At 57.2% G+C, this 23,552-nt stretch carries 31 protein-coding genes; 10 read left to right on the top strand and 21 right to left on the bottom strand.

What is annotated here, in order from left to right; genetic code table 11:
- The 16 genes from HMPREF1022_RS00730 to HMPREF1022_RS16415 form a co-directional block, all read right to left on the bottom strand.
- A complete protein-coding gene (locus HMPREF1022_RS00730) occupies positions 1–453 on the bottom strand; it encodes a GCN5 family acetyltransferase (RefSeq protein WP_009301448.1) in 453 nt (150 codons plus the stop codon).
- Positions 454–2,814 (bottom strand): hypothetical protein, encoded by a 2,361-nt coding sequence (locus HMPREF1022_RS16425; RefSeq protein ID WP_009301447.1) that lies wholly within the window; start codon positions 2,812–2,814, stop codon positions 454–456.
- Between the two features lie 2 nt (positions 2,815–2,816).
- Positions 2,817–3,422 (bottom strand): hypothetical protein, encoded by a 606-nt coding sequence (locus HMPREF1022_RS18770; RefSeq protein WP_009301446.1) that lies wholly within the window; start codon positions 3,420–3,422, stop codon positions 2,817–2,819.
- Positions 3,423–3,434: 12 nt separating this feature from the next.
- Positions 3,435–5,006 (bottom strand): hypothetical protein, encoded by a 1,572-nt coding sequence (locus tag HMPREF1022_RS00715; protein ID WP_009301445.1) that lies wholly within the window; start codon positions 5,004–5,006, stop codon positions 3,435–3,437.
- Positions 5,007–5,016: 10 nt separating this feature from the next.
- The gene (locus tag HMPREF1022_RS00710; RefSeq protein ID WP_009301444.1) at positions 5,017–5,607 is read right to left on the bottom strand and encodes a hypothetical protein; all 591 of its coding nucleotides are present in this window, start codon (positions 5,605–5,607) and stop codon (positions 5,017–5,019) included.
- Positions 5,608–5,673: 66 nt separating this feature from the next.
- The gene (locus HMPREF1022_RS00705) at positions 5,674–6,108 is read right to left on the bottom strand and encodes a Bbp16 family capsid cement protein (RefSeq protein WP_009301443.1); all 435 of its coding nucleotides are present in this window, start codon (positions 6,106–6,108) and stop codon (positions 5,674–5,676) included.
- A gap of 20 nt (positions 6,109–6,128) precedes the next feature.
- The gene (locus tag HMPREF1022_RS00700) at positions 6,129–7,118 is read right to left on the bottom strand and encodes a major capsid protein (protein ID WP_009301442.1); all 990 of its coding nucleotides are present in this window, start codon (positions 7,116–7,118) and stop codon (positions 6,129–6,131) included.
- A gap of 22 nt (positions 7,119–7,140) precedes the next feature.
- The gene (locus HMPREF1022_RS16420; protein ID WP_009301441.1) at positions 7,141–7,776 is read right to left on the bottom strand and encodes a hypothetical protein; all 636 of its coding nucleotides are present in this window, start codon (positions 7,774–7,776) and stop codon (positions 7,141–7,143) included.
- Positions 7,769–8,065, bottom strand: a complete 297-nt coding sequence (locus tag HMPREF1022_RS00690) for a Bbp19 family protein (RefSeq protein ID WP_009301440.1) — start codon at positions 8,063–8,065, stop codon at positions 7,769–7,771. The genes HMPREF1022_RS16420 and HMPREF1022_RS00690 overlap by 8 nt, the downstream gene beginning before the upstream one ends.
- Positions 8,066–9,778: a portal protein gene (locus tag HMPREF1022_RS00685; protein ID WP_009301439.1), complete on the bottom strand. Its 1,713-nt coding sequence runs from the start codon at positions 9,776–9,778 to the stop codon at positions 8,066–8,068.
- Between the two features lie 6 nt (positions 9,779–9,784).
- On the bottom strand, positions 9,785–10,498 hold the full coding sequence (locus HMPREF1022_RS00680; RefSeq protein ID WP_009301438.1) for a GNAT family N-acetyltransferase: 714 nt from the start codon (positions 10,496–10,498) through the stop codon (positions 9,785–9,787).
- Complete coding sequence (locus HMPREF1022_RS00675) at positions 10,498–11,982, bottom strand: hypothetical protein (protein WP_009301437.1); 1,485 nt, start codon at positions 11,980–11,982, stop codon at positions 10,498–10,500. Before HMPREF1022_RS00675 ends, HMPREF1022_RS00680 begins: the two co-directional genes overlap by 1 nt.
- The gene (locus HMPREF1022_RS00670) at positions 11,963–12,304 is read right to left on the bottom strand and encodes a hypothetical protein (protein ID WP_009301436.1); all 342 of its coding nucleotides are present in this window, start codon (positions 12,302–12,304) and stop codon (positions 11,963–11,965) included. Before HMPREF1022_RS00670 ends, HMPREF1022_RS00675 begins: the two co-directional genes overlap by 20 nt.
- Positions 12,304–12,603 carry a hypothetical protein gene (locus HMPREF1022_RS00665; RefSeq protein ID WP_009301435.1) on the bottom strand — a complete coding sequence of 100 codons (300 nt, stop codon included), beginning with the start codon at positions 12,601–12,603 and terminating at the stop codon, positions 12,304–12,306. The genes HMPREF1022_RS00670 and HMPREF1022_RS00665 overlap by 1 nt, the downstream gene beginning before the upstream one ends.
- A gap of 1 nt (position 12,604) precedes the next feature.
- Positions 12,605–12,901: a hypothetical protein gene (locus tag HMPREF1022_RS00660; RefSeq protein WP_009301434.1), complete on the bottom strand. Its 297-nt coding sequence runs from the start codon at positions 12,899–12,901 to the stop codon at positions 12,605–12,607.
- Positions 12,889–13,515, bottom strand: coding sequence for a pesticin C-terminus-like muramidase (locus HMPREF1022_RS16415; protein WP_009301433.1), 627 nt, complete (start codon positions 13,513–13,515; stop codon positions 12,889–12,891). Before HMPREF1022_RS16415 ends, HMPREF1022_RS00660 begins: the two co-directional genes overlap by 13 nt.
- Before the next feature lie 162 nt (positions 13,516–13,677).
- Here HMPREF1022_RS16415 and HMPREF1022_RS00650 point away from each other — a divergent pair, with 162 nt between their 5' ends.
- Positions 13,678–14,217: a hypothetical protein gene (locus tag HMPREF1022_RS00650; protein WP_009301432.1), complete on the top strand. Its 540-nt coding sequence runs from the start codon at positions 13,678–13,680 to the stop codon at positions 14,215–14,217.
- Positions 14,218–14,645: 428 nt separating this feature from the next.
- On the opposite strand, the gene HMPREF1022_RS00645 is transcribed toward HMPREF1022_RS00650, so the two are convergent.
- From HMPREF1022_RS00645 to HMPREF1022_RS00630, 4 genes are read right to left on the bottom strand one after another with little or no spacing between them, the layout of a single operon-like run.
- On the bottom strand, positions 14,646–14,933 hold the full coding sequence (locus tag HMPREF1022_RS00645) for a hypothetical protein (protein ID WP_009301431.1): 288 nt from the start codon (positions 14,931–14,933) through the stop codon (positions 14,646–14,648).
- On the bottom strand, positions 14,921–15,931 hold the full coding sequence (locus tag HMPREF1022_RS16410; protein ID WP_009301430.1) for a hypothetical protein: 1,011 nt from the start codon (positions 15,929–15,931) through the stop codon (positions 14,921–14,923). The genes HMPREF1022_RS00645 and HMPREF1022_RS16410 overlap by 13 nt, the downstream gene beginning before the upstream one ends.
- Before the next feature lie 27 nt (positions 15,932–15,958).
- A complete protein-coding gene (locus HMPREF1022_RS00635) occupies positions 15,959–16,177 on the bottom strand; it encodes a hypothetical protein (RefSeq protein WP_156802782.1) in 219 nt (72 codons plus the stop codon).
- Positions 16,150–16,683 (bottom strand): phage regulatory CII family protein, encoded by a 534-nt coding sequence (locus tag HMPREF1022_RS00630; RefSeq protein ID WP_009301428.1) that lies wholly within the window; start codon positions 16,681–16,683, stop codon positions 16,150–16,152. The genes HMPREF1022_RS00635 and HMPREF1022_RS00630 overlap by 28 nt, the downstream gene beginning before the upstream one ends.
- 1,038 nt (positions 16,684–17,721) lie before the next feature.
- Between HMPREF1022_RS00630 and HMPREF1022_RS00620 the strand changes: the two genes are divergently transcribed.
- Together HMPREF1022_RS00620 and HMPREF1022_RS16860 are read left to right on the top strand one after the other, a co-directional pair.
- The gene (locus HMPREF1022_RS00620; RefSeq protein ID WP_009301425.1) at positions 17,722–18,456 is read left to right on the top strand and encodes a LexA family transcriptional regulator; all 735 of its coding nucleotides are present in this window, start codon (positions 17,722–17,724) and stop codon (positions 18,454–18,456) included.
- 44 nt (positions 18,457–18,500) lie between these two features.
- The gene (locus HMPREF1022_RS16860) at positions 18,501–18,752 is read left to right on the top strand and encodes a hypothetical protein (RefSeq protein ID WP_009301424.1); all 252 of its coding nucleotides are present in this window, start codon (positions 18,501–18,503) and stop codon (positions 18,750–18,752) included.
- On the opposite strand, the gene HMPREF1022_RS17865 is transcribed toward HMPREF1022_RS16860, so the two are convergent.
- The gene (locus HMPREF1022_RS17865) at positions 18,743–18,973 is read right to left on the bottom strand and encodes a hypothetical protein (RefSeq protein WP_035060160.1); all 231 of its coding nucleotides are present in this window, start codon (positions 18,971–18,973) and stop codon (positions 18,743–18,745) included. The genes HMPREF1022_RS16860 and HMPREF1022_RS17865 overlap by 10 nt on opposite strands.
- A 434-nt stretch (positions 18,974–19,407) precedes the next feature.
- On the opposite strand from HMPREF1022_RS17865, the gene HMPREF1022_RS00610 reads away from it, so the two are divergent.
- The 7 genes from HMPREF1022_RS00610 (at position 19,408) to HMPREF1022_RS19115 (ending at position 23,550) form a co-directional block, all read left to right on the top strand.
- Complete coding sequence (locus tag HMPREF1022_RS00610) at positions 19,408–19,809, top strand: hypothetical protein (RefSeq protein ID WP_156802781.1); 402 nt, start codon at positions 19,408–19,410, stop codon at positions 19,807–19,809.
- Positions 19,810–19,889: 80 nt separating this feature from the next.
- A complete protein-coding gene (locus tag HMPREF1022_RS00605) occupies positions 19,890–20,762 on the top strand; it encodes a hypothetical protein (protein WP_009301421.1) in 873 nt (290 codons plus the stop codon).
- A gap of 91 nt (positions 20,763–20,853) precedes the next feature.
- Complete coding sequence (locus HMPREF1022_RS00600; protein ID WP_009301420.1) at positions 20,854–21,039, top strand: hypothetical protein; 186 nt, start codon at positions 20,854–20,856, stop codon at positions 21,037–21,039.
- A 138-nt stretch (positions 21,040–21,177) separates the two neighbouring features.
- A complete protein-coding gene (locus tag HMPREF1022_RS16850) occupies positions 21,178–21,732 on the top strand; it encodes a pentapeptide repeat-containing protein (RefSeq protein ID WP_009301419.1) in 555 nt (184 codons plus the stop codon).
- Between the two features lie 9 nt (positions 21,733–21,741).
- The gene (locus HMPREF1022_RS00590) at positions 21,742–22,080 is read left to right on the top strand and encodes a hypothetical protein (protein WP_009301418.1); all 339 of its coding nucleotides are present in this window, start codon (positions 21,742–21,744) and stop codon (positions 22,078–22,080) included.
- Between the two features lie 376 nt (positions 22,081–22,456).
- Entirely contained in the window at positions 22,457–23,125 is a 669-nt protein-coding gene (locus HMPREF1022_RS00585) for an ERF family protein (RefSeq protein WP_009301416.1), read from the top strand.
- 2 nt (positions 23,126–23,127) lie between these two features.
- The gene (locus tag HMPREF1022_RS19115) at positions 23,128–23,550 is read left to right on the top strand and encodes a single-stranded DNA-binding protein (RefSeq protein WP_232221515.1); all 423 of its coding nucleotides are present in this window, start codon (positions 23,128–23,130) and stop codon (positions 23,548–23,550) included.
- The last annotated feature ends 2 nt before the right edge of the window (positions 23,551–23,552 follow it).

Genomic DNA, 23,552 nt, shown 5'->3' with positions numbered 1-23,552 from the left:
CTAAACCACCTTCATCCAGACGTTTTCCGCATGCGTATATCCCATGCTTTTGAACAGCACCCCACAGTCGTGGGCCACCTTGACCTTCTGAACAATCACATTCACGCCTTCGCCGCGCAGTTCCCGGTCCGCGAAACGGAGCAGGCGCAAGCCGGTCAGCCCGCGCCGCTCTTCTGGAACAAGGAAGAAGACATCCGCTTCCGCCACCAACTTGCTGTGATAGTGGAAATTGGGCATGACGAAATAGACCGCGTAGCCTGCCAGAGAACCGTCCTCGCGCCGCGCCGTGTACACGCGGAGCATGTTGGAGGCATCCGCGCGCCCGTAGGCGTCCTTGTCGATATCCACGGGTCCGAAAACGTCGCGTAGGGCAATCTCATTCCAGTGGCGTTGCAAAAGGGGCGTTATTTCCTCCCAAAGGGACGGAGACAGCTTTTCACGGGCGTGGAGCATCTATACCTCCCCGAAATCCACATCGCACATCAGAGCGACGATATGCATGGGCATGGGCCGGTCCTGCACCAGCCAGACGGATGTTTCCGCCTCCTGGCCGCCACCGGGCGTGAACTCCATATCCCCGCTGAACGGCTCGCAGGGTTCGCCGTATCGTTCCGGCAGAAATGGAAAATCGTAGAGTGTGTCCCGCTCCGCGCCATAACGGCCGCCCACGCTGCGAAAGAACCGCGCTACGCACTTGCCGTAGGCCCGGCGCTTGCCCAACGTGCTGCCGGTCTGAGCGTCGGTTTCCACAGGCAACGGGGAGAGGGCCGAGGCAAAAGGCAATCCCGCATGTACCACCTTGGCCGGATAGGGAATCTCAATGCGGCCCTCATGCACGAAGAGCCCCTCCACCGGGCTGCCGTCCGCCAGCACGGCCAGCTCGCAGCCCTCAAGATGGTCCAGGCCATCCACAATTTCAGAGGGTTCAGCGCGGCTCGCGGTGATGCCGCAGTCCACGTAATAGGCGTCTTCAATAGGCGTATTGGGTCCGAAAGTCTCCGCCATGCGCTCAAGGAAGTAGTGCTCCTGTCCCCCAATGGTCCGCCGTACCACGAGCATGATCACGTCCTCATTGGTACCGGACATGCTCATTACCGAGACGACTTCACCAGCCGTAAGCTGACGGGACCAGCCGTAAATTTCGTGCTCCTTGAGATAGGTCAGGCAGAGCAACACGCCGTCTTCACGTACACACCAGATATTAGAACCAGGCGTCTGCTGATAGGCCCACTGTTTCAGGCTGTACCCGTCGAAGAGATGCGGGGCCATAATCGACAGGTCATTGCCAGCGTAACCGTCCTTTTCCAGCGAATAGAAGAGGTCGCGCACGCGCGCGCCATGGCGCTGCACATGCATGACCGAGTTGCCGATGATCAGGGGGGCGAGGCCACCGGAAGAGCCCCAATAGCTCTGGGCCGTGATGCTGGCGTTCTTGGGCGTGATCACGCCGCTTTCGCCGCTGGCCTTGTACTCCGCGCCGGATGTGCCGATCAGCAGTTCCCCAAAACTGGCAAGCCACTGGATGGCATCAATGCTGCCGGATGCCACCATGTATTCCACGGGATCGTCGTCCTGCACTGGACGGGACTTGCGGAAGTTCTCGAAGTCGCCGGTGCGGCTCATGTAAAAGGTCTGCGGCGATTTCTTGCCGCCGCCCAGCACCATGCGCTGTTGGTGGAAGCTCACCGTGGCTGGATAGTTTCCGTCGGCAAAGGGGTCCCAGTCTTCCTTGGGGGTGTCCGCCGTGTCGGCCTCGTAGTTGTTATCGATGAAGGAAAACGTGGGGTACAGGCTGTTATAGAGCGTATTGTACTGTCCACGCAGATTCGAGGCTTCAGAGGCAAGCGCATTGTAACTCGCCAGCGCGGCCTCACGCTGAGCCTTCAGGTTGCGGCAGGCCTGCGAGGTGGATTCGCTGGTGGAACCATCATTGGTGATATAGCACTGTGCGTCGTAGCTGGTTTTCAGGCGGTCATACTCCACCTTGGCCTGGTCCCGCTGGCCTTCCTTGGTCTCGGCCGCATTGAGCAGATTCTGGAGCGCCTGCTGCTGTTCTTCGCTTGGGGGAGCCGTAGCGTTCCCGGCCTGATGCACACCGATGAAGCCAAAGTATCCGGCCTCTTCCCGGTAAATATTGTATTCCGTAGCGCCTTCCACGCCTTTCCATGATATCGTCGCGGAATTGCCCTGCACCCAATCGCTGGGATGCTTGCCGTTGGAGGCGGCTCCTGCAGGAGATGCGAGCGATTCGCGCCCGTCAGCATCCACGGCCACAACCTTGTAGCGCAGAGTGTAGGAACCGCCCTCCCCGTTAAACGTCACGGATGGCGCGCCAGGGGCTGGAATACTTTCGTTGAGGATGACTTTCTCAATGTTCCAGGCGTAACGTTCTTCTGTATCCGCCGGTGCGTCGGTTCGCAGAATCTTATGCAGGGGATAAGAGGGGTGAGCCAAGTAGACGACATCGCCCACCTGTGCCCATGAAATTTGCAGCAGATCCGCCGCCGCATATGGCGTCTCCACCGACGCGGACAACAGGCGCGTGCCGTCTGATACTCGCAGGAGCTTGTCCGAAAGAATCAGGCAAAAATTTTGGTCTGCCTCAACATTGAAACTAAAGGAGATCAGGACAGAATACTCCCGTAGATCAGCAATGAAGCGAGTGCCCGGACGACGGCTTACATCTCCATGCAGGCCGGGAATGAAATTTTCCATACACTGCACGGATGTGCCATAGCGGGCCAAATCATAGCGGGCAGTCAGAGTGGGGGAAACCTCGCCCCCGGTAAAGTTCTTGTAGGCTATGCGCGACATCCCTACTCCGTTCCGAGAACATTGGGCTGTTCCGGCCAAGGTGTGTTTTCCCCGCCGCCGTCCCAGGGTGCGCCGTCTGCACTCGGTAGAGCGCACAAGGCCTCGGCCCATGTGTCCAACTCGGCGATCTTTGCGTATAAAGCAGTGGTGGCGCTCTCCGTGGTGGCAATGCGGAGCCATCGTGCAAGTTGCGCCATCAGCGTGTCATATTCGGCCAGACGGACGTCACGCGCGGCGCGCAGAGTGGCGAAAAGCTCTTTTTCTGTGGGCGCTGGTTTTTCCGGACGCTCCGTCACGGCCCCTTCGGGCAGCGGGCCGAGAACCTCCATATAGCGGGGCTGGCTGGTGTAGCTGTCGCCTTCGGCGGGCAGCCAGTAGGGCGTGCCGTCCTGTTGGGTGCCCTTTTCGTCCATGTGCTGGCGGTGATCCTCCACTACCTCCCAAGCGCTGCCCGTCCAGCGGGCCGCGTGCCCGGTCGGGATGTCTGCGGGCGGAGCCACGGGCGTGGCCCCAGCGCAGATGGTCAGCTCTTTGCCGCCCACAACCTGGGCGGGCCGGGAGCCGGTCAGAGCGCCGGTGCGCAGGTCGAATGTGTACATGGTAGTCATAGAATTCTCCTATTAAGCGGGGCGGCCCAGGTAAAGGATCACGGGGACTATGGTGTTTTCTGGGCGGGTGTCGCTTGCAATGCGCGGCGTACCGTGTGCGCCATCAGATACATATGCCTGTTTCTGGGCGTTGGTCATGCTGACAATGCCGTTGTTATCTATCGGCGCCACTGACAGCATGATGGGCGCGTTTACATAATTCTGGCGTTCTGACGCACCACCGTATCCGTGTACATGCCCCTGTAACGCGTCTTCTTGCCAGCTCCCGGCCTCCCGATCTGTCCCAAGCACCCAAGCTCGGAAAAACTGGCCGCCATGCAAAGGCAGATATAATCCCGTGGGGTTAGCGGCGTCCGGACGGAATTTGCCGAGGTTGGCCGCCTGGGTGGCTGAATCGGCATCCCAGGGCATCAGCATGCCCGCAAAACCGTCCGCGTCGTATACAGCCTTGAACTCCGGCCAGTCTGCAAACGAGATGAAAGAGCCGTCCGGCCAGGCATGATTCGGGGGCAAAGTAGTAGATCGCCAAAAACGCGGAACGCCAATCCAAGACTTACGCCAATCCTCGATAAAATTAAAAGCCAGGACCAGATTTTCCGGCGTCACCCAAGCCGGGCCGTTCTCGCCGGTGACGCCGCTCTCCACTTCCGCCGTCGTCGCGCTGCGGCCTATGCCTTGCTTCGACTCAGATGCCACAGGCACATCCACGACGCCCTCAGGGGTGACCTCAAGGTGCTGGCCGACTTGCATCAGGCCTTTCTGTGCCTTGGAGGTCACGGGCAAATTTTCGATAGTATTTTCTTCAGCGACCTTTGCCCATGTCTTGGCGCTCTTGCTCTCAGGGTCATCCGGGTCAGGAGGCATATCCGAATCCGCCCAGGCCTTGGCCCCGGCGATTGCCGCCTGCTGATCGTCCTTGTTGGCGACCACGATAGCATTGATCTTGGTCATCTCCGCAGCCATAAGCTCATTGGTGGCCACAGCCTGCGCCAAGGCAGCGTCGCGCGCCTGCTCTGCCCGGTCAGCGCACTGGCAGGACCAGTCCTGATATTCTTTGGCATGGCTCTCGCTTGCCGCCGCATCTACGGCACTTTTTCCAGCTGCTGTCGCGCTCTGGGCGGCGGCTTCGGCGGACGTCTGTGCTTCGTCTCGGGCGGCGTAAATATCCTCCACAACCTCTTCCGGGCTCTGCTCGCTGGTGGGCGGCAGAATCACAGCGCGGGATAGCTGTTCCCGCAGTTGCTGGCGTTCGGCAGCGGACTGATCTAGGCCATCCTCTATGACCTGGGGGTCAAAACTCGATCCGCTGACCAGATCAATGTCCTGCACAAAGGGCATGTTGCGCGTCACGCTCAAGAAATACCTATCACTCAAGGCTTCGCCAGCCAGGGGATACGTCACTACACCGCCGTCTTCCGTCAATTCAATCCGGCTTTGTGACGTGACGTCCCTGCTTTCCCTTCCGGGGCCCGTTACAGTCACGCGTATCTGGTCAGGTTCCCAAACCTTAAAGGCAAAAGGAAATTGTGTAGCCGAGCCATTGCCCTGGTACAACGCCTTGCTCAGTGCGGTATCCAGCGTCATTGCTTACTCCTCATCTGGCCTCAAGCCATGAATCAGGCTGCGGCTTATCTTTTTGTTCCGACGCTCCGGCCTGATATGCTCCGGCCAAGGCCGCGCGGTACAACTGCTCCAGTTCGGAAACTTTGTTGGGATTATTCTTGAGCAGGGACACAGCGACGATAGCCGCCAGCTTGCGGGAAAGCATGCCCACAAAAAGATCATCCCAAAGGGACGGGCTTTCCACGTCCATTGTGTATTCGCCTTGCGCCTTTTCCACATCCGTAGTGATCAGGGACGATCCATCCGCGTCATGCACAATACGGAATGGCCGCGCCCTGCCGCCTGGCGTACGCACGCTGTGGAACTTGAGGCATCCATCCGGCATACCATAGGCATAGCGCCATTCCTGTCTCCAGACTTCGGGCACCGGCTTGGCCGCCAAAAGCACTCGAACCTGAGCGAAATTATACGGGAAATCCCGCAAAGCCTGACGCCGGGCACTGTCCCAATACAGCGCGCACTGGATGGCCTCTTGGCAACGCTCGCTTTCAGAGGCTACCGTCCGCGTGCCGATAAAGCCCAGGGCCATATTCCAGATTTGTATTTTGCCGGGATTCGCCATGCTCTTACCTTTTTGCTGCAAGCGGGGAAGGACGCCTTATCCGCGTCCTTCCCTTCGCCTGTGATCTCAGCCCTTGACCACGCCGCCGTCGATGTACATGCCCTTCTCATAAGGCAGAGCATCTTCGCGCACGATGGCCGCAAAGACTTTGCCTGCGGTGAATGTGCCCGTGGGCGTGGCCACGATCTTGAGCCACGGTTTGCTCGCCCCGAACGGCAGAAAACGCCAGCCGATGCGCTGTCCCTTGACAAGATCGGCCAGGGCCACGCTGACGGAGGAGCCGGACACATCCTCATAACTCCCGTCTTTGGTCTCAGCCTGTTGCAGTTTGAAGGCCACTGACGTGCCGCCCTTGAAATCCTCCACCACCTTGGCCGACACCGGAATGGGTTCTTCCCGGCCAGGGTTGAAAAAAGAGGTCAGGCCCACAGCGTCGCCAGTGACCACGGCCCCGAGAATGGGTGCGCTGTCCAGCAAAACAGTATTGGAATCAATGATCATGGTTTCTCCTTACGTTTGCCCTAAATCGGGTCTTCTGTGGACAGGATGGCGTCACACTGGCGGATGGGTCGCCCGTGCAAATTGGGCACAGCCTTGGAGGCGAAGTATTCGCCATAGACCAGATGCACATTGCCCGCGTCCGTGGACTGTAATTCCAGCGCGGTGAGCACATCCGAGTTGCAATACCAGATGGCCTTGTTGCGCATGTTTTCCGGCATAGTATTCTTGGCGATGATGGTCAGCTTTTGCAGATCAATAAAGCCTGTTTCGCCTTTGCGCAGAGTCAGCTTGTCCACAGGGATGTTTGCCAGCCGCACCACAGCCCGCCAGTCACGGACGGCCACGCCGCAGCGCCAGTTATATTTGTCGCCCACCACCTGGAATTTGCGGCCGTCCGAGTCCTGGGTCATGTACTTACCCAGGTCTTCATTGCTCATGCCGCCGGTACTGCCCTTGGGATAAATGCCATGCGCCGTTTCCGCACCCCAGGCAGCCAGATACATTGAAGTGCATTTGCCCTTGGCCGTGCCGCCGCCGTCAATGACGCCGGGGCTGTCTTTGGAAGGATAGCGCAATGCCAGGCCGTTGAACTCGTCCGGCTTGGCATTGCTGTCACCATAGAAAAGCGTTCTGGCTACCTTCTGACGCATGGCTTCGGCAAAAGCCTTGCCTTCGCTCAGGCGAAAAGCCCTGGCTTTGTCGCCGTAGAGGTTGATCTCCTCCACGTCCAGTTCCATCAGGGCTTCCAGAATGCCGCAGCCTTCCTTGACCTGGCTCCATTGCGACTTGGAGGGCGGCGTGCCTTGATAGAGCCTGCGCCAGTAGACCTCGGGCAGCCCGGTGCGGATGCGGGTCATATGCCCGTCGCTCTGGTTGGACTCCATCCAGGATACGTCAGAAAGAATATCATTGGTCTGATTCATCAGCTCAATGATATTCCCGGCTGCCGTACCTTTGTAATGATCTTCCAGTTCGGCCAGCGTCATCACCAGCCCCTTATTATATGCCATTATCACATCCTCCTGATGTTACTTACATATCGGGATACATACGGTCTTCCAACGGTTTCATGCTTTGACCGCCGCCTTGGCCGTGAATTCTGTCTTCGGCCAATGCGCGACCCACGCGCGCGAAAATGCGGATCACGTCCGGATGATCGCCGTAGCCGGTTTCCCGCAGCATTGTTTTGATCTTGTCGTCCTTGTCAAACTCCGCTAATCCCTGCTGGGCTTCGGCTACAGAGATTTCGTATTTGTCGCCGCCAAACTCCTTGTCAGCCCGTAGCTCCTCCCGCCAGGACTTGCGCTGCGTCGTCTGCTGCTCCTGCCAGCGCTGATAGTTGCCCTGCATCCAAGCAAGCTGAGCCTCGGCCTGTTCCTTGCTGAATCCCGCCGCACGGCAATGTTTGGTAAAGGCTTTCAGCGCCTCCGCGTCCATGGGGTAGCCTTCGGGCGCGGTCAGTTCGTAGGGTTCCGGTCCGCCAGCATTTTCGTTCTTCTCGCTGGCAACCTCGCCTTTCGGTGGAGATGTAGCCGTGTCATCCCCGTCTTCCTTGGCCGTCTGTCCGCCCTGGCCTTCATTTTTCGGCGCTTCGGCGGTCAGCAGGGTTTCCCCACCGCCGGTTTCTGCGGTTTCGTCGCCGGTCGCCTGTTCCAGACCTTCACTCATGTTCTGCCTCCTCCCGAATGATTTGTTCCAGCACGCCAGACTTATGGGCCAAGGACACAACTTTCAGGCCCACTTCGCGCTTTCCGGCGTCCCAGGCTGCTTTGGCATGGTCCGCAGGGTATTCCACCCGCAAAACGCCACAGACTGTTATCAGCCATCGCAAAAATTCCTTGCCGTCATTGGTCTCGGTCAGCCTCAGCACAACGCCGCACAGCCGTTCCTTATAGGCAGCGGCCGCTTCCCGTTGCTCTTTAACTTTGGCTTTTTCGTCGTCGTATAGCTCGTCCATTTAAAGCCCTCCCAAGCCTCCGATAATGGCTTCCATAGCCGTCTGCCCGTCAGCACCCACGGGTGTCTGCCCTAAATTTTTTGCCGCCCCGGACAGGTCCTGCATGCTCTGGACGGCTGCCGCTGCCTCTGCCTGCTGTTGCGCCTGTGCCTGTGCCTGTGCACGCTGCTCACGAAGGGCTTGCACGGCATCCTCAGAGCGCAGGATGCTTGCCGGTGCGCCAAGATCGTCCACGTAGTGCTGCACCGTCTTGTCGAAATCAATGTTATCCAGAACCGAGGGGTCGATCTGCGCGGCATTGGCTACGAAGGACATGGTCTGATCAATGCCTGACGTGCTCACCATGCGCTGGGCCTGTGCCAGCACGCTTACAAACTCGACGCGGAGGGGCACTCCAGCCAAGGAGTCCGGCACTGGCGGCAGATAGTCAAAACGCCGCATAAGCTCGTAAGTGCGTTCAATGACCGGCGAGAGAAGTTCCTTGTGTAGGCGCTCCACCACCGGGCCAACCAGAATCAATTTTTCCTGCTCACGGGCCTCAATTTCAGTGGCCGTGATCTGGCGACGGTCATTCTGGATCAGCATTTTGAAAAGGTCTGAGAAAAGTCCCTCATGAACCTTGCTTTGTACTCCCTCAATGGCCTGCATGGTGTATTGGATGGACTGCGGAGCTATCTGCTGGATAGGGGCCACGGCGTTCATGCGGCCATCGGCTGAGCTGATATAATTGATACCGCCGGGCGTGAGGTCCACGCCGACAGATTTAAGCTCAGCGGCAGCGGCCACGGGCGGATCGGCATTTTTGTGCAGCATCTTGACAACGGTAGTATTCATGGCCTGGAGCATGCGGCAGTCAGGCAGCACATCCATCGCCGGAGAACGGCCATAAACATCAGCGCCGTTGACATCCCAACGAGGGGCAAACGCCGGGAATTCTTCAAACCCTGACTCGCGCAAGAGATGCGGCTTGCCCCCTCCATCAGAAAACCGCATCCAGTAAACGGAAGCGAAGGGCATATTGCCGCCGCCCAGCTTGCCGTATACCGGATCTCTGCGTGGGAACACGCCGTGGATCACTTCAAAGCGTTGATCAAATGCCGTCGCGTTCTTGTTCGTCGCCGCATTTTTCACAACTTCCGGAACTTTCTGTTCTCCGAATTTCAGCAAAATCTGGCGGGCGCTCATCAGCATGCGCCGAAAAAAAGTGTCCACCTCATTTTTGTCATTCACATCCAGGACGTATTCACCGGCGCGGACCAGCTGGAAATTAAGCCCGGTCCAGTCTGCCGTCTCAAGCATCAGCGCCGTGCCGAAGGTGCCAAGGTCCGCATACAGACCGTGAATGGAGTTGTAGAAATTGGAGTTGTGCAGCAAGGTCAGCATGCGCCGCGACACTTCATCCAGCCATTCCCCGGCCTCATGCTGCTTGGCCGCCTCCTCATCCTCCAGGGTTATTTTGAACCAAGGCCGCACGGGACTGGTCATGCCGCCCTGCATCCCGGCGGCCAGGGTACGCATGTCCAGAATGCCCGTGGTGTCCACGATCTTTTTGTTGAGTATTTCTGGTTTGCGCCCCGCGTCCGAGTCCATGTCAGACCGAAACTTGAACGGCAGGAAATGCCGCGAGAGATCGTCCCAAGCCACGTCCCATGAGGAACGCTTGGCACGCAACGACTCCCAGCGCTGGTTGAGATCATTAACGTCGGCAGCCATATGCGCCTACTGCCCCAGCAGTGTTTTACCGCCGGACGTGCCGCCATTATCCAACGGGGTGCCGGTGAGTATAGTACTTTGCAGCCCCGCTGCCTTGCTGGCCCGCTTCTTTTGCGCGTCTCGCGCCGCCGTGGCCGCTTCCGTAACCGGCTTGGTTACTTCCGCTTTGGGCGTAGGAGCGGGTGCAGAGTAGTCCGGCGTACCTGTTCCAAATCCCATACTAACCTCCTTGAGACTTTCAGGCGTGCAGAGCACCAGCACGCCGTCCACATAGTTGCCCTTGCGGGCGTAAAAGCAGGCCTTGGATAGGCGTGCCAGAACGCGGAAGCCGCAGGCTTCGGCCAGTTTCCAGGCGTGGCGGTTGGGCAGCGGGCAGACACCCATGATGGACGTGCAGTCCAGATGGTCAAAGGCCCACTGGAAACCGCCGCGCGCCTGTTCCGTCGCCACGGCGAATCCGGCTCGGAAGGCCGTGAAATCGAACTGCCAGACGCGGTAGGGCTGGCGCGTGAACAGGCCGCAGCCCAGGATTTGCCCGGCCTCGTCCTCGCAGCGCAGCAGCACCACGCCGTCGCGCCGGGCGGTAAGCGTCAGCCAGTCCTTGAGCGTGGGCTTTTCCCAGGCGCTCATGGCGCAGGCCAGCAAACCTTCCCCTTGCATGAGCTGGAAAAGGGCGGTGCGGACGGATTTGCCCACGCATTGCCGGTAGAACAGTTTCATCAGCGTCCCTCCCCGAAAAGGTCATACTCGGTACGGGCCTTGCGCTGGGCAGCGCCGTGCAGAGCCACGGGCACGGGCGCGTAAAAGGTCAGGGCCAGAGCATCGGCACAGTCAGGCGAGGTCAGACCGCGCGCCTTCATGTCATCCTTGCTCTCCAGTTTGAGCTTGCCCGAAACCGTAACCGCGTATTCCAGCCCGCAAAGCTGCTCGGCCAGCTCCGCGTCATCGGGCACGGCCCCGCCCTCCGCCAGCCATTTGCGCATGGCCGTCCACATTTCGGCCCGCCGGTTCAAAAAACGCTCGGGTTGCAGGGCCGTTGCCCCGGCCACGGCGTCTACCACCAGATGCCCGAGGCCGTAGACCTGTCGCAGGGCGTCCACCACGCCCGCGCCCACGCCTATGCCGTCCACAAAGATCTTGTCCGCGCCCCACTCCCGGCATTCCTCGGCCACAATGCCCGCCAGAGTCACGGTATCCAGACCGCGAAACTTCCGTTGTTCCAGGCAGGCCAGACCCTGCCGCCGGGTGATGACGCTCTGGTCCGAGCCGCTGCGGGCCACGTCCACGCCCAGAATCCTGGGCGCGAAACTATACTGATCCGGCTTGAGCGAACGCCCGCGCGCCTCGTGCACAATGTCCGAGGAGATGAACTGCCGGTCACCGGCGCGCGGAAACTCGCCGCGCACACGCACGCGCACAAAGTCGCTGTCCTCGCCGTAGTCCTCCACCCATTGGGCAAGCTGGTTCTTGTCGGTCATGGCCGCAGTGCGGCTGTCCACCCGGCGTGTGTTCCAGCGGTGGGCGTAGCGACCGAAGCATTCCCGGAACCGCCCCGTGTTGCGTGTGGGATTGCCGAAGCAGCACCAGATGATTTCGGTGTCCGCGTCGGTCAGCGCGCCCTCGGAGACTTCCCAGATCGCGTCTGGAATGGCCGAAGCCTCGTCAAAGATCAGCAGCACACGGCGGCCCTTGTTGTGCAGTCCCGCGAAAGCCTCGGTATTGCGCTCACTCCATGCCACCATGTCCACGCGCCAAGTCTTTTCGTGCCCGGCCTGTGTGCTGATGAGCGCCGTGGCCGTGCAGTCGAACCAGTAGCCGCAGAGACAGAGCCGGTGCCACTTAGCAAGCTCTGCCCAGGTTTTGCCCTTGAGCTGGTTCTCGGTGTTGGCAGTGACAACCCCGCGCGTATCGGAGAAGGTGGACATGGCCCAGAGGATGATCCACGCCACCAGCGCGGACTTGCCCACCCCGTGCCCTGAGGACACGGCCTCACGGATAACGGAGGCGGCGGAGGCACCGGTACTGAGTTGCTCACCCATGCCGCGCAATATCTCGCGCTGCCATACGTCCGGGCCGTCGGGATAATCGGCAAGCGCACCGCCGCCCCAGGGGAACGCGAAAAGCACGAAACCCAGGGGATCGGCAGCATAGCCCGCTATCTCTGCGGCAAGCCGTGCGTCTGCTTCAGCGGAGCCTTGCAACACGTTTGCGTCCCTCCTCAATGACGGCGGCAATACTCAGGTCGCCGCCCATCTCCAGCTTGTTTGTGGGCTTCTCGCCCACTGTGTCGCGCAGCTCCGCAAAAGCACGCACGTCGCCCTTGAGAGCCTGGTCATAGAGGGCCACGGCCAATGCCTCGCGTCCTGTCTTTCCGTCTTCTCCCTTGCGCTCAAGAAGTACTTCCAGGGCAGCACGCAACGTCGCCTTCTCGCGTCTGGCCTGTCCGGATGCGATACCGCCCTTGCGGCCCTTGCTCCTCGCTTCCCCCTTGGTTCGGACTGGCTTGAGATTATCTTTGCCTGCCATCACAACATCCTGCCGATAAAGGCCCCGACAGCCCCGGCGCAGGCGGAGAGCACGCCCAACAGGGCGGCGAGCACGGCCCTGCTCCCGGCTTTTTTGCCTTCCTCGCGCGCCCGGTCTTCCCGCAGTTCACGGACATGGTCTTCAACCAGGGCCATGCGCTTCCCGAGGCTGCGCATCTGTGACACCACAACCTCGTCAAGCCGGAGGTTGAATGCGCCGAACTGTTCGGCCATGATCTGTTTCACAGCGGCAATATCAGACTCGATGCGCGCCAGACGCTCTCCTTCCGTGGCGCTCACGTCAGAACCCCATGCCGAACATGGCGGAGGCCGCCGCCATAAGTTCTTTGAGCATGGACGGTGGTAATGTCGCCGCAGGCCAGTAGGTGACGATGAACGGCCTGACCATCAGTTCCCAGGCGAGGCCCAGCGCAAAAACATACATGAGCAGCTTGCGCGGAGTCATGCGCCCGCCGCTGGCCCGCTCCGTTTCCGCGTTGATCTCCAGGTTCTTTTCCTGGAGCTTGGCCCGGTCGGGAAAAATTTTATCTAACGCTTTTCCGCCCAAGCCGAACAGGGACTTGATCAGGCCGAACATTGCGCAATCTCCGCGAGCAGTTCGCCTTCGATCCGGCGGCGTGCTTTATATTGCGTGAAGCCATATTTCAGCTCATGCGTGGCCTTGCTCCAGTCTTGACGCGTGAGATAGCCCCAGAGCTTGGGCCAGTCGCGCCGCACGCCGCCGCAGCCCTTCTGGAAGCAGCACGAAAAAATGACGGCTTGGGCCTGCTTGGGCAGATCGTCAAAGTTCACGCCAGAGGCCTTTCCATATGCCGGGCGTACGTAGCGATCGAGGTAGCCGCGATGCACGCAATGATCGATCTCGGCAGCGGCGCCGGGGGAGATGCTCAGCGGTAACTGTGCCAGCTTGACGATAGCACGGGAGGTTTTAAGGCCGATGTAAGGGGTCAGCGAGTTGATGATGGCATCAGGCATGCCATAGGCGCGCAATGTGGCCACGTCGGTTTGCCCCAAGTCGCAGCCCGTGGCGATGGTCACGCCGGATGCACCGATTGCTTTATAGCGCGTAGGGTTCTGCCCTTGGGTCCCGATGAAATTGCCGGGAGAGGCCGGGATGTAACCCCGCGTCTGCCGCTTCCCTTCGACTCCGGGTGCATTGAGAAAATCGGAAATGTACTCGATATCAGCCATGCTTCGCTCCAGTTTGGAGGGAGCGTAGCACGGCCATCGGGGCTACATGCAAGGGGTAGAGGTATTTTCTGGCTGGTTTATTTTGATAATTTTTTGAAAAATTGTTGACACTAAATCAAAATAGTGTCATCTTCTTACTCAGAGAAACACAAGGAGCATCTCATGGCAGCTACTATCCAAGATATCAATGAGCAGGGATTTATCCGCTTCGAGCATCGCGACATGGGCTGGAGAGGCAACAAGCATACCTGGGCGCGCTACAATGCCGAAACCCGCGAGCTGACTCTTAATCTTTCACAAAACGGCGGCATAAACAGCGAATTTCTTGATGAACTGCGTGAATTTTGCGCAGCCTATGGTATCGACTATAACGGCATGCGCCGTGGCGACCGCGTGACCATCACTCTGCCAGAGCACGCTGTGCAGACCAAGACCGCAGAAGCCAGTGACACCCACAAAATTGAGGATGATATGCAAATCACCATCGAAAATAATTTTCACGGAACTTCAATCCAGCTCACCCCAGTCGAAATATATAACTTAGAAAGTGGTCAGCCGTGCGCAGTGTTATCCTATGACGACTATATGCGCGCAAGCAAAGCTCTTTGCGGTATGAGTAGCTGTACCTGCGGTAAGGTTCCTGGCAACGGACTCGGAGATAACGGCATAAGGTATGCCCTCACATTCCGCGAATTCAAATAAAAAGCAAGGATTGTCGATGGATACCGCCGAATCTAAAAGGGGAGGCCGCCGTCCAGGGGCCGGGCGCAAACCCCATCCTCATTCGCCCAGAAAAAAAGAATCCCGACGGGTGACGCTCTCCTCCGACCTATGGGCCAGGATTGACGCAGCCCAAGAAACTCTAGGTCTGACGCGGACAGCGGCATTTGAGGCCATGTCCATGGTGTGGCTGTGTTTGACCCCAACAGATCAAGGCAAGGACGCTGACAACACGCGGACCCAGCGACAATGATCGCCGGACTTTACCCAACGAATATGAGCTGCGCAGCGCTTACATACAGTCCACCTGTTAAGGATATGTCCTTGCAACGTCGTGCTTGTCACAACCAGCGCATCTTCGCCGCACTCCGGGCAGCATGGAAATAGCTTTGGCCTGCCGCGCTTTTTGGTCATCGTGTCAGTCCTACGGCCCTGAGTGCATCGCCCACACTCTGAACCACCGCCGCATGACCGCGCCATTTTGTATGCCAGTCTTTTTGATCCGGTGTCAGCTCTCGGTCGCTGGGAGCCTTCTTGCCGTCCTTGATTTCCAGCATATACGTCACGCCCGCCCGGCCTACGGCGATATCAGGGCATCCCCTGCCGACTCCGGAGAGGATGAGCACAGAGCATCCCGCCCGGCGCAAGGCCGCCACAATGTCGCGTTGGTTGTCATCGGTTCTTGCTACTGTGCGCATATTTCAATTCCTCTTCCCGCCAAAGCTTTTTCTTCCCTTTGCCGCCGACTTGCCTCAAGCCTTCGCCGTGCCTCCGTGGCCTTTTCCCACTCTTCCTGGGTGAGTTCCTCCGGGATGGGGTCTGCCCTGGCTGTCGGCTGCGACTCATCCGGCACATAGTCTTCCCATCGCCGTGCCGCGAGCCAGCCTTGCGCCCACTTAGGCGTCCCGCCGCGCGCCTCGACCTGCGGGCGATTTGCGGCCTCCTGCCGTGCAGCGTCGCAAATACGGGCCACAAGCGAATCCGTGAGCTGTGGGATCCCCAGCCATGCATCCGCGGCTTCGGCCTTGCCGCGCTTATAGGCAAAGGCCTCCCAAAAGCCATTGAACGCCAAAAGGCGCTTGCCAGTCAGGCGAAACCCTTTGCGAGTCAGGATGTACTGCCCATCTGGTTCATGTTTGGCATTTTCTTTTTGCCGTGACCGTGAAGCAATTGAAGGCGTGTGCTCCGCGCCGCCGTCAGGCGGTGCGGGCTGAGGTTGCTGCGGTGCGGATGCGGTATATATATTATTATTCTTAAATTCTTTAATTCTTGTATCTAAGCTGACCGGCGGAGTCTGCTGGTCGCCTGCTGGTCGGGTGCTGGTCGACTGCTGGTCGATCGGCTGGTCATTCTGCTGGTCGCCTGCTGGTCGATCTCCGTTGTATCTATGCCAATTTACAAGAGAAACTATGGTACATTTGTTGGTCGCTTTGCTGGTCAAAATTTCGAGCTTTTCGAGCAGTAAAAACGCGGTACGAATTTGGCGCTCACTGAGGTCCAGTTTTGCGGCGGCTTTCGCGCGGCTGAAGACAACCTGTCCCGGTTGTAGGTCGAAGACTACACCGCCTACGATTTTACGATGTGGTCTGTGTGCCGCATTGAGCAGGAGATAGCCGAAGAGCTGCCAAGCCGGGCCGTTTTCAAGCAACCCGCTGTCCAGCGTCTTTCGCCATAATTTGACATATCCGCGTTCCACAGCTATTTCCCACCCGTTATTTTGATTTTACCGGCATGTGTCGGAGCCCGGCTTCCCCACAGCCTTTTTCAGCAGGTCTTCCCAAATCTCTTGCTCGTAGGCCCGCACAAACGCTTCCAGCCCTTCTCGCCTTTGGGGATCGCGTATCTCTACCTTTCCGCCCGGCAACGCCGTAAGACGCAGATCAGGATAATAGCGGACAAGAAAGGTGGCGCGGTTCATTTTTTGCAAAACAATCGCCGCCACCAAGGACGCTCCCGTTTCATCAAGCAGCACAACGGGGCGGCCTTAGTAACGTCCCGCGCCATGGCCTGCTGGTAGAGCATACCTTGGGCGTGCTGCGCTTCGGCCACCACATCTCCCAATAGGCCGCGCACATCTCTCGCGCAGGCTGGGTCAATGCCACGGCCTTCGCTGTCGGCCAGACAGCGCTGAACGTCGCCTACGCTGGCAGCTACACGAGCTAGGGCCGTCAGCACTTGCGCCATACTGGTGGCAGGCGGTACAACTCGCGGTTCAGGTTCGGACTTGGCTTGCAGCCAGTGCAAGAGAATGTTGTTGCCCAAAGCCCGCGCCAAGGGCGGGATGCGTTCCAGGCTTGGGAGATAGGCCTCTTCTGTCGGCTTGAAGTAGCGGCGCAGCACATGCACGCTGATTCCGGTGCGGGAAGCGATTTCTTCGGCTGTCAGTCCCGAGACCTCTTTGGCCAAAGCCAAAGCCTCTTGAGCACTCATGGTCTTGTAATCGGGCATCGTCTTCACCCTCAGTTTTTAGGACGCTGACGCGCGCCCATGTCCATGTCATGCTGTGTCATGGTTAATGTCTTGCTTCGACTCACCGCCCGTCCCACCTACTGGCGTATTGCCGTTATCCTTCCGGGTCGCATCCTCTGGCGCACCTACAGCCGGGATGAGTATCCGACGCCGGATGACGCTGTACGGCGGTGCATGGCGGGACTGGCCGAATCATCCCATCAGCAGCATGAGCCATGCCCACGCGCAGCCGGTCAGAATCGTGAGCTCACCCCGGCAGAAGGACATCAGTCATCCCCACAGAGTAAAACAGGCCAGCAACACGTTGAGAATGACCATACAGAACGAGTACAACGCGAAGACCGCAAATTTCTGTTGTGTCGCGCTCTGTCTAGCCGGAATCCTTCTGCGAACCCAAAGAGCCGAACAGCCCAAACAGAGAAACACCACGGCGACGATCAAGGACGCAGCAGCGTAAAACTGGTTACTCATCCGTGCCCCCTTAATTCAGTTTCGCATTATGATTCAAACAACCGCGACTATCATCGCCATTGTGGATACCCAGATGATGACTACTTCCACGATTTACCCCTTCCCAGCGGCATACAGCCACAGACAGGCCAGTGCCCCGAAGAAGGCCGCCACGGACACGCCGAACCACAGCGCGGCTTCCCAGCCGTAGAAGGCGATGAAGCTATGCAGCATCGTCTCCCCCTTCGCCAGACACGCCTGCGGGCGGCGTGGTGGGGGTGGCTGTAGGCTGAACAAGGTCCGTAAGTGGAATTTTTAACCGCTCTGCATATCTAAACGCGGAGCTCAGAGATAAGTTCCTGATGCCATAGTAGTGCGCGCAGGCAGTCCCCTTGGGAATTCCACGCGCGATAACTTCAGAGAGTGTAAGACCGTGGGCATCCAAAACCTTTTGGAAAACAGTTTTAGCTTTCATGCTTCTATTTTATACAAAAGTAAATGTAATATGCAAGAAATTTTTACATATAGAGATTTGACAAATGTATAAACATAGGGTTTTTAAAAAATATGGGAAATTTCTTTGATACCGCGATGTTAGCTATCAAGCAGGCTATAGAGAAAAACTATAATGGAAATGTTACCCAAGCGGCACGCGCGTTAAACGTCAGTGTGCCGACTCTTCATACATGGATAAAGGGAGACAGGAAGCCAAGCTTAGAAAAACTTTCCCCTCTCCTTGATGCTATCGGAGCAACAATCTCATTGCCGCAAACCGAAGCATCTCGTGACGTCTGCTTCGTCAACACTAAGATCGTACCCGCTGGGGAATACGCAGCACCGCCGGTTGCCGAAGACTATGTCGCCGCTCCACTTGTGGGCGAAGTGGGGGCCGGACCTGGCTATCTGCCGGAAGATGAGATCAAAAGCTGGTTCCTGGCCTACAAGAACCTTCCCGCTATCCGGCACCGCAGAAATTTGATCGCCGTGGAAATCGGGCCGACGTCCACGTCCATGCAGCCCACGCTGAACCCCGGCGACATCGTGCTTGTTGACCGCGATGATCGCGACGTGACCAAACCCGGCCATATGATGTTGGTGCTTGATCCTGACGACGGGTCAGGCATGATCAAGCGCGTCAGTGTCACAGAACGAAAAGATGACTTCCAGGTCACCTATTACAGCGATAACGGGTCAAAATGGCCGCCTATGATTTACAGCCTGAAGCAAGACTTCTGTGGCGACTGGGACAAGGCCATTGTGGGCCGCGTGATCTGGGCCTGGGCGGACGTGCGGGGGAAGTAACAGAACCAATGGCCCTAGTGGTGTACATTAAGTGGAGAATCGCTATGAACCAGAAAAATCATCTCTCTTCTATAGATAATGAAAAAATTCTTCAAAAATATATCAATGAAGAGAAAAGTGTATGGATTACAGATAGCAAGTGGGGAAAAAGAAAAGTGATCCCCAAGGCAATAATCAGTGATCTTATTAGTGGCAAAAATCTTTCCTGCTACGTTTTGTTGGTTGAGAAACTTGGAGATCACGGCAATAGAATGGACACCATTCCTTTTCATTCTATTCAGAACATTCAAGAATGATTGATTTGTTTTTCTGCCTCCTGCCAAGTCTGATCATTTTGCTCTTCACGGTCCATAAGGCCTGTGTAGTTGTGCCCATGATATCTTTCAATCAGTCCGTATACACATTCAACAGCAGTGCGCAACGCCCCAAACGGTGTCATGCCGTTTTGTTCAAGAAATTCTGTCAATTCCTGAACTTCCTCAACCCGCATTGATACAGTTTTTTCTAATTTCTTCATAAAGTTTTCCTTTCCTCCCGCCCCTCGTTTGAGGGGCTTTTTTGTGCCCATTGACCGGGGCGCCATCACGCTGAAACTTGCGGCGTGATTTTTTATAAGACATATTTATACTCTTGTAAATTTTTATTGACTCATATTCTACGTTTGTATATTCTGACTTTGCCAACGGGGAAGAGCAGCGAACACGGGCCACGGCCCAGAGTAGCCACGAAGCCCGGACCCGGAGGCGACCGCCTGGAGCAGGATTCCAGAGGCCCGAACGACGCGGAGCCCTATACGGAGGACGTGGATCAGTAGGAAACCGCGAGAGAAGCTCAGAAAGGCGGAAGGATCGAAAAAGAAAGCTGGCCCGGCAGGAAGGGGCAGGGGCGAAAAGATGTCGTCGTACACCGCCAGCGCGGAACGGCGTCACCAGAAATGGCGCAAGGTAGCTGTTGACCGACCATAGCAGCGACGACAACAAATTTTGTTTCACACCGCCACGTTCCCAAGAAGGTGGCGGAAATGGAGCAGAATTACCTGTCAACCAACAAAACGGAGAAATTAAGATGAGTAATGGCCTGAAAGAACTTTTTGAAGGTCTGGCCGACGGCGGAAAAAAAAAGTTTGATGCCTGCGTAAAGTTCGACACGGAAGACGAGGCGATTGCCCACTTCAAACGGTGCTCCACCTTGAAGATGGGAGATGAGGTCAAGTTCTACGGAATGGATAGTGAGAAAAAACGTGGGGTGTTTTGGGGATGGGACAAAGGGCGCGCCCAAATCATGTTAATAGATAAAGACGGAGATTGCTGCCGCGCACGGATGGCTCTCTCCGAAATTATTTTCAGCGACTAGTGGAGCAATACCAAATTTTGTTTCTGACCAGTCGCCAATTCTGGCGGCTGGAACTGAAACAAAAAGAGGGAGCGGATAACATGAATTATGAAAAATTGACCGCTGAAGATTTTGACTATGAAAGAATTCGCCGCTCATACTGTGGCACAAGTTTTATGCCTGAAAAACGAGCACAAAATGAAATTGCAATGTGTGTTGAATGGTTCAATGCACAAGTGCAGAAATTTGAGCAGTTGTGTACCAACAACGAGCAACGTACCTATCTGGCCGAGCAATTGACCAGGTTCAAGGTGCGTTTTCTCGAACTTCGTCGCAGACTTACTGCGGCCCGTAGCAACTGTATCTCAACTATGATCGCCGGTCCTTCCAACTTTCCTGTACGGCGAGCAGAGAAAGCGAACAGGGCAGAATTAAGATGCATGAACGAATGCGAGGCATGGGCAAATAAGGCCATTGCCGCCATTCAAAAAGGCATCTTTGCCCGTAAAACTGCTGTTCAGATTGAACAAGAAAGTATGGACGCTGTAAAAGATATGATCATGCGATCTTATCTTGATACACCATTCGGCCGCCAAAACTGCTATGGCCGCTTGCAGACCTGGGCCAAGCACAATACTCCTGAAATGGTTCAGAATACACTGAATTTTCTGAAAAAATGGCAGTCTGAACACCTCGACGGGAAAGGTTTTACGCAACGCCATAAGGTATGGTCTCTCACCGGTATGATGCCGCAGGAACCACAGGAAAGCACCAGCGAAATCCATGATGGTATCGAAATCATGAGAAATGTTGAACTCGACCGAGTGCAGATATTTTTTCCCGGTAAACCTGATTCGGATACCATCACCACGCTTAAACAGTATGGCTGGAAATGGAGTCCGAAAAACGGAGCGTGGCAAAGAAAAAATACAGCTAACGCCTACATTTCAGCAAAAGAAATTATTTCAGCGTAGTTGCGTGCGACTATGCAGATTCGATATTGCAGGCCCCTCGGAATCCGGGGGGCCTTTTCTTTTGACCTCAGTAGTTCTGGAGGATTTTTCAATGCTCAGAGTGTGCATCTACCTCTACGACATGGGCGCGTTCCGCCGTGCATGGATTGAGTCCGTCACTCCGGCCGAACTTGCGAAGCTTCAGAATTCCAAGTTTCGCCGCGTCATCATGCTGTCCGAGGATGACTGGTACGGCGAAAAAGCGCCGTCCGTGCTTGTCGAAAGGTACACATGGTGAGTGGTGATCAAACAATCGTAAATATCAGGGCGGTTCTTTGAGCCGCCCTTTTCTTTCGCCCTCTCAACCCGGCAGCCCATGCTGCCTCTTCCACACCCGTCGCCACTTAGGTGGTGGCTGGGAATGGAGGAATTTACCATGCGAGAACTGACCAAAGACGAAATTGCCATTTTGCAGCGTCATGCGAACTGGATTCAATCGAACGGAAAATACGGCGAAAGGGCCAACCTGCGCTGTGCCAACCTGCGCGGTGCCGACCTGTGCCGTGCCGACCTGCGCGGTGCCGACCTGCGCGGTGCCGACCTGTGCGATGCCGACCTGTGCGATGCCAACCTGTGCGATGCCAACCTGCGCGGTGCCAACCTGCGCGGTGCCAACCTGCGCGGTGCCAACCTGTGCGATGCCAACCTGTGCGATGCCAACCTGTGCCGTGCCGACCTGTGCCGTGCCGACCTGCGCGGTGCCGACCTGTGCCGTGCCGACCTGGACTTTTCTTGTTGGCCGCTTTGGTGCGGGAGCAAAGACGTCAAAGCTGATGACAGACTTGTGGCGCAACTATTTTTTCACGTCACAAGACTTGATGTGTCGCAGTGCTCCGGCGGCGTGAAAGAAGCTATGGAGCATGTCCGGGAAATGGCCATCAGCAATCTGTTTTGCGAGTATCGTAACGATATCTTAAAAATCGAAGAGTAGGAGGCCATCATGCCCATACACGACACATTGCTGGCTAAGCTGGCCGAGGCCGAAGAGCGCATCCGACAGCTTGAGAGCGACAACCGCAAGCTGCGGCGTATGCTGCTGGCCCATGAACAGGAGCTTGGAATGCTGGAATGCGGCCACTATGTCGTCACGAGCGACGGCTGGAACGGCCCCTATCACAACCAGAAGCAGGCCCTTGAACAGGGCAAGGACTTTTCCCAGGAAGATTTCAGCCTGACGGTGGAGATTGTGGCCCGGCATGAGGCTCAAGAGCAGCCTGACGACAACGCTGGGCTGTATACGCCCTGGACCATGACCCCGCCCGCCCGCGTGGCCGCGTGATGTGGGCCGAAATATCACCGTGCCGCAACTGGCGCGGCTGGCTTTGGGCCGTTGGCACTGTTCTGGTGCTGGCGGCTTTCAACTTTTTGGAGGCTGTGACATGGCCGTAATCACTCATTTCAGCTTCAGGTGCCGTCGCGTGATCGGCGTGCTGCCCATGCCAGATGGGGCGCGCAGGGCTTTTCAGGGAACCAGTGTGGCCCAGGTGTTACGGCAATGGCAGGAGGCAATGATATGTGCAGATTCGCGGGCGAATGCCCCAGTGTGGATATGGGATGCGGGCGGGCAATGATATGCCCCCTGATTCCAGACGATGACAACGCCTATGTCGGCCCCGTGCAGGGGTCGTTTTTGTTCCAGCAAGGAGGCTGTGAAGATGGACAACATGATGAGCGCGTCTATCGGGACGTTGGCCAAGGCATTGGCACAGGCGCAGGCAGAGCTTTCCCCGGCCGTTAAAAATTCCACCAATCCGCATCTCAAAAACAGGTATGCGGATATCGCGGCGGTATATGAAGCCATCCGGGAGGTACTCCCCAAATATGGGCTTAGCGTCGCGCAAATGATCCTGCCTGCCGACGGCAAAGCCCATGTGCGTACAATACTGATGCACGAAAGCGGGGAATGGCTGGCCAGCGAATGCGTTTTGCCCCCGGATAGAGCCGGGGGCCCGCAAGGCATGGGGAGCGCCATTACCTATGCCAGACGCTACAGCTTAAGTGCCATGGTCGGTGTTGTCAGTGAGGAGGACGATGACGGAGAGGCGGCGCAAGGCAAAAACAGGCAGCGCTCGGCATCCGTGCCCAAGCAACAAGCGCCGCAGACGGAAAGTTCAAATCCTGACGCCATGACCCCGGCTCAAAGTAAAATGCTCATGGCCTACCTGACCAAACGTCACGGCAATGACCGCACAGCATACCTTGCCGAATTGTCCAGCTTCTTTGGCCGCGAAGTCAAAAGCTCCCGCGAGCTGACAAAAGCGGATGTTTCCGACTTTCTCGACGCCGTGAACAGCGGCAGGGAGACAGCGCAATGGCGTCTTTGAACATGGTCCAGATTATTGGCCGCCTTGGCCGTGACGTTGACCACCGGTACAGCCAAGGCGGCACAGCGATATCAAATCTCTCCATCGCCACGGACGAGTCCTACACGGACCGCGACGGCAACAAGGTGGATCGCGTGGAATGGCATCGAATCGTTGCCTACGGCAAGACCGCTGTGAACTGCGCCAACTTCCTGGCAAAGGGCAGTCTTGTCTATGTGGAGGGAAGCCTTCAAACCCGCAAATGGACTGATCAGCAGGGACAGGAGCGCTTCACAACGGAAATCAAGGCCCAGCGCGTGCAGTTTCTTGACCGCAGGGGCGACGGACAGCCCCAGGGCGCGGGACAACAGGGGCCGCCACGGCAGCAGGCGCGGCGGCAAAGCAATCCGGCCCAGGATGGTGACATGGATACTATACCATTTTAGGA

It is taken from the genome of Desulfovibrio sp. 6_1_46AFAA (assembly GCF_000224635.1).
GTDB classification, from domain to species: Bacteria; Desulfobacterota; Desulfovibrionia; order Desulfovibrionales; family Desulfovibrionaceae; genus Desulfovibrio; species Desulfovibrio fairfieldensis.
Note: the sequence above shows the minus strand (reverse complement) of the source record. Positions and strands in the feature narration are given on the sequence as shown.

What these genes read in the sequence shown, in the direction of transcription:
- HMPREF1022_RS00670 (WP_009301436.1), bottom strand. Translation starts at nt 12,304, where the DNA reads ATGGCAGGCAAAGATAATCTCAAGCCAGTCCGAACCAAGGGGGAAGCG.
- HMPREF1022_RS16415 (WP_009301433.1), bottom strand. Translation starts at nt 13,515, where the DNA reads ATGGCTGATATCGAGTACATTTCCGATTTTCTCAATGCACCCGGAGTC.
- HMPREF1022_RS00600 (WP_009301420.1), top strand. Translation starts at nt 20,854, where the DNA reads ATGCTCAGAGTGTGCATCTACCTCTACGACATGGGCGCGTTCCGCCGT.
- HMPREF1022_RS18770 (WP_009301446.1), bottom strand. Translation starts at nt 3,422, where the DNA reads ATGACTACCATGTACACATTCGACCTGCGCACCGGCGCTCTGACCGGC.
- HMPREF1022_RS00605 (WP_009301421.1), top strand. Translation starts at nt 19,890, where the DNA reads ATGAATTATGAAAAATTGACCGCTGAAGATTTTGACTATGAAAGAATT.
- HMPREF1022_RS00715 (WP_009301445.1), bottom strand. Translation starts at nt 5,006, where the DNA reads ATGACGCTGGATACCGCACTGAGCAAGGCGTTGTACCAGGGCAATGGC.
- HMPREF1022_RS16420 (WP_009301441.1), bottom strand. Translation starts at nt 7,776, where the DNA reads ATGAGTGAAGGTCTGGAACAGGCGACCGGCGACGAAACCGCAGAAACC.
- HMPREF1022_RS00705 (WP_009301443.1), bottom strand. Translation starts at nt 6,108, where the DNA reads ATGATCATTGATTCCAATACTGTTTTGCTGGACAGCGCACCCATTCTC.
- HMPREF1022_RS00620 (WP_009301425.1), top strand. Translation starts at nt 17,722, where the DNA reads ATGGGAAATTTCTTTGATACCGCGATGTTAGCTATCAAGCAGGCTATA.
- HMPREF1022_RS16425 (WP_009301447.1), bottom strand. Translation starts at nt 2,814, where the DNA reads ATGTCGCGCATAGCCTACAAGAACTTTACCGGGGGCGAGGTTTCCCCC.
- HMPREF1022_RS00630 (WP_009301428.1), bottom strand. Translation starts at nt 16,683, where the DNA reads ATGCCCGATTACAAGACCATGAGTGCTCAAGAGGCTTTGGCTTTGGCC.
- HMPREF1022_RS00590 (WP_009301418.1), top strand. Translation starts at nt 21,742, where the DNA reads ATGCCCATACACGACACATTGCTGGCTAAGCTGGCCGAGGCCGAAGAG.
- HMPREF1022_RS00650 (WP_009301432.1), top strand. Translation starts at nt 13,678, where the DNA reads ATGGCAGCTACTATCCAAGATATCAATGAGCAGGGATTTATCCGCTTC.
- HMPREF1022_RS00680 (WP_009301438.1), bottom strand. Translation starts at nt 10,498, where the DNA reads ATGAAACTGTTCTACCGGCAATGCGTGGGCAAATCCGTCCGCACCGCC.
- HMPREF1022_RS19115 (WP_232221515.1), top strand. Translation starts at nt 23,128, where the DNA reads ATGGTCCAGATTATTGGCCGCCTTGGCCGTGACGTTGACCACCGGTAC.
- HMPREF1022_RS00710 (WP_009301444.1), bottom strand. Translation starts at nt 5,607, where the DNA reads ATGGCGAATCCCGGCAAAATACAAATCTGGAATATGGCCCTGGGCTTT.
- HMPREF1022_RS16850 (WP_009301419.1), top strand. Translation starts at nt 21,178, where the DNA reads ATGCGAGAACTGACCAAAGACGAAATTGCCATTTTGCAGCGTCATGCG.
- HMPREF1022_RS00685 (WP_009301439.1), bottom strand. Translation starts at nt 9,778, where the DNA reads ATGGCTGCCGACGTTAATGATCTCAACCAGCGCTGGGAGTCGTTGCGT.
- HMPREF1022_RS00700 (WP_009301442.1), bottom strand. Translation starts at nt 7,118, where the DNA reads ATGGCATATAATAAGGGGCTGGTGATGACGCTGGCCGAACTGGAAGAT.
- HMPREF1022_RS00730 (WP_009301448.1), bottom strand. Translation starts at nt 453, where the DNA reads ATGCTCCACGCCCGTGAAAAGCTGTCTCCGTCCCTTTGGGAGGAAATA.
- HMPREF1022_RS00660 (WP_009301434.1), bottom strand. Translation starts at nt 12,901, where the DNA reads ATGTTCGGCCTGATCAAGTCCCTGTTCGGCTTGGGCGGAAAAGCGTTA.
- HMPREF1022_RS00585 (WP_009301416.1), top strand. Translation starts at nt 22,457, where the DNA reads ATGGACAACATGATGAGCGCGTCTATCGGGACGTTGGCCAAGGCATTG.
- HMPREF1022_RS16860 (WP_009301424.1), top strand. Translation starts at nt 18,501, where the DNA reads ATGAACCAGAAAAATCATCTCTCTTCTATAGATAATGAAAAAATTCTT.
- HMPREF1022_RS17865 (WP_035060160.1), bottom strand. Translation starts at nt 18,973, where the DNA reads ATGAAGAAATTAGAAAAAACTGTATCAATGCGGGTTGAGGAAGTTCAG.
- HMPREF1022_RS00645 (WP_009301431.1), bottom strand. Translation starts at nt 14,933, where the DNA reads ATGCGCACAGTAGCAAGAACCGATGACAACCAACGCGACATTGTGGCG.
- HMPREF1022_RS00690 (WP_009301440.1), bottom strand. Translation starts at nt 8,065, where the DNA reads ATGGACGAGCTATACGACGACGAAAAAGCCAAAGTTAAAGAGCAACGG.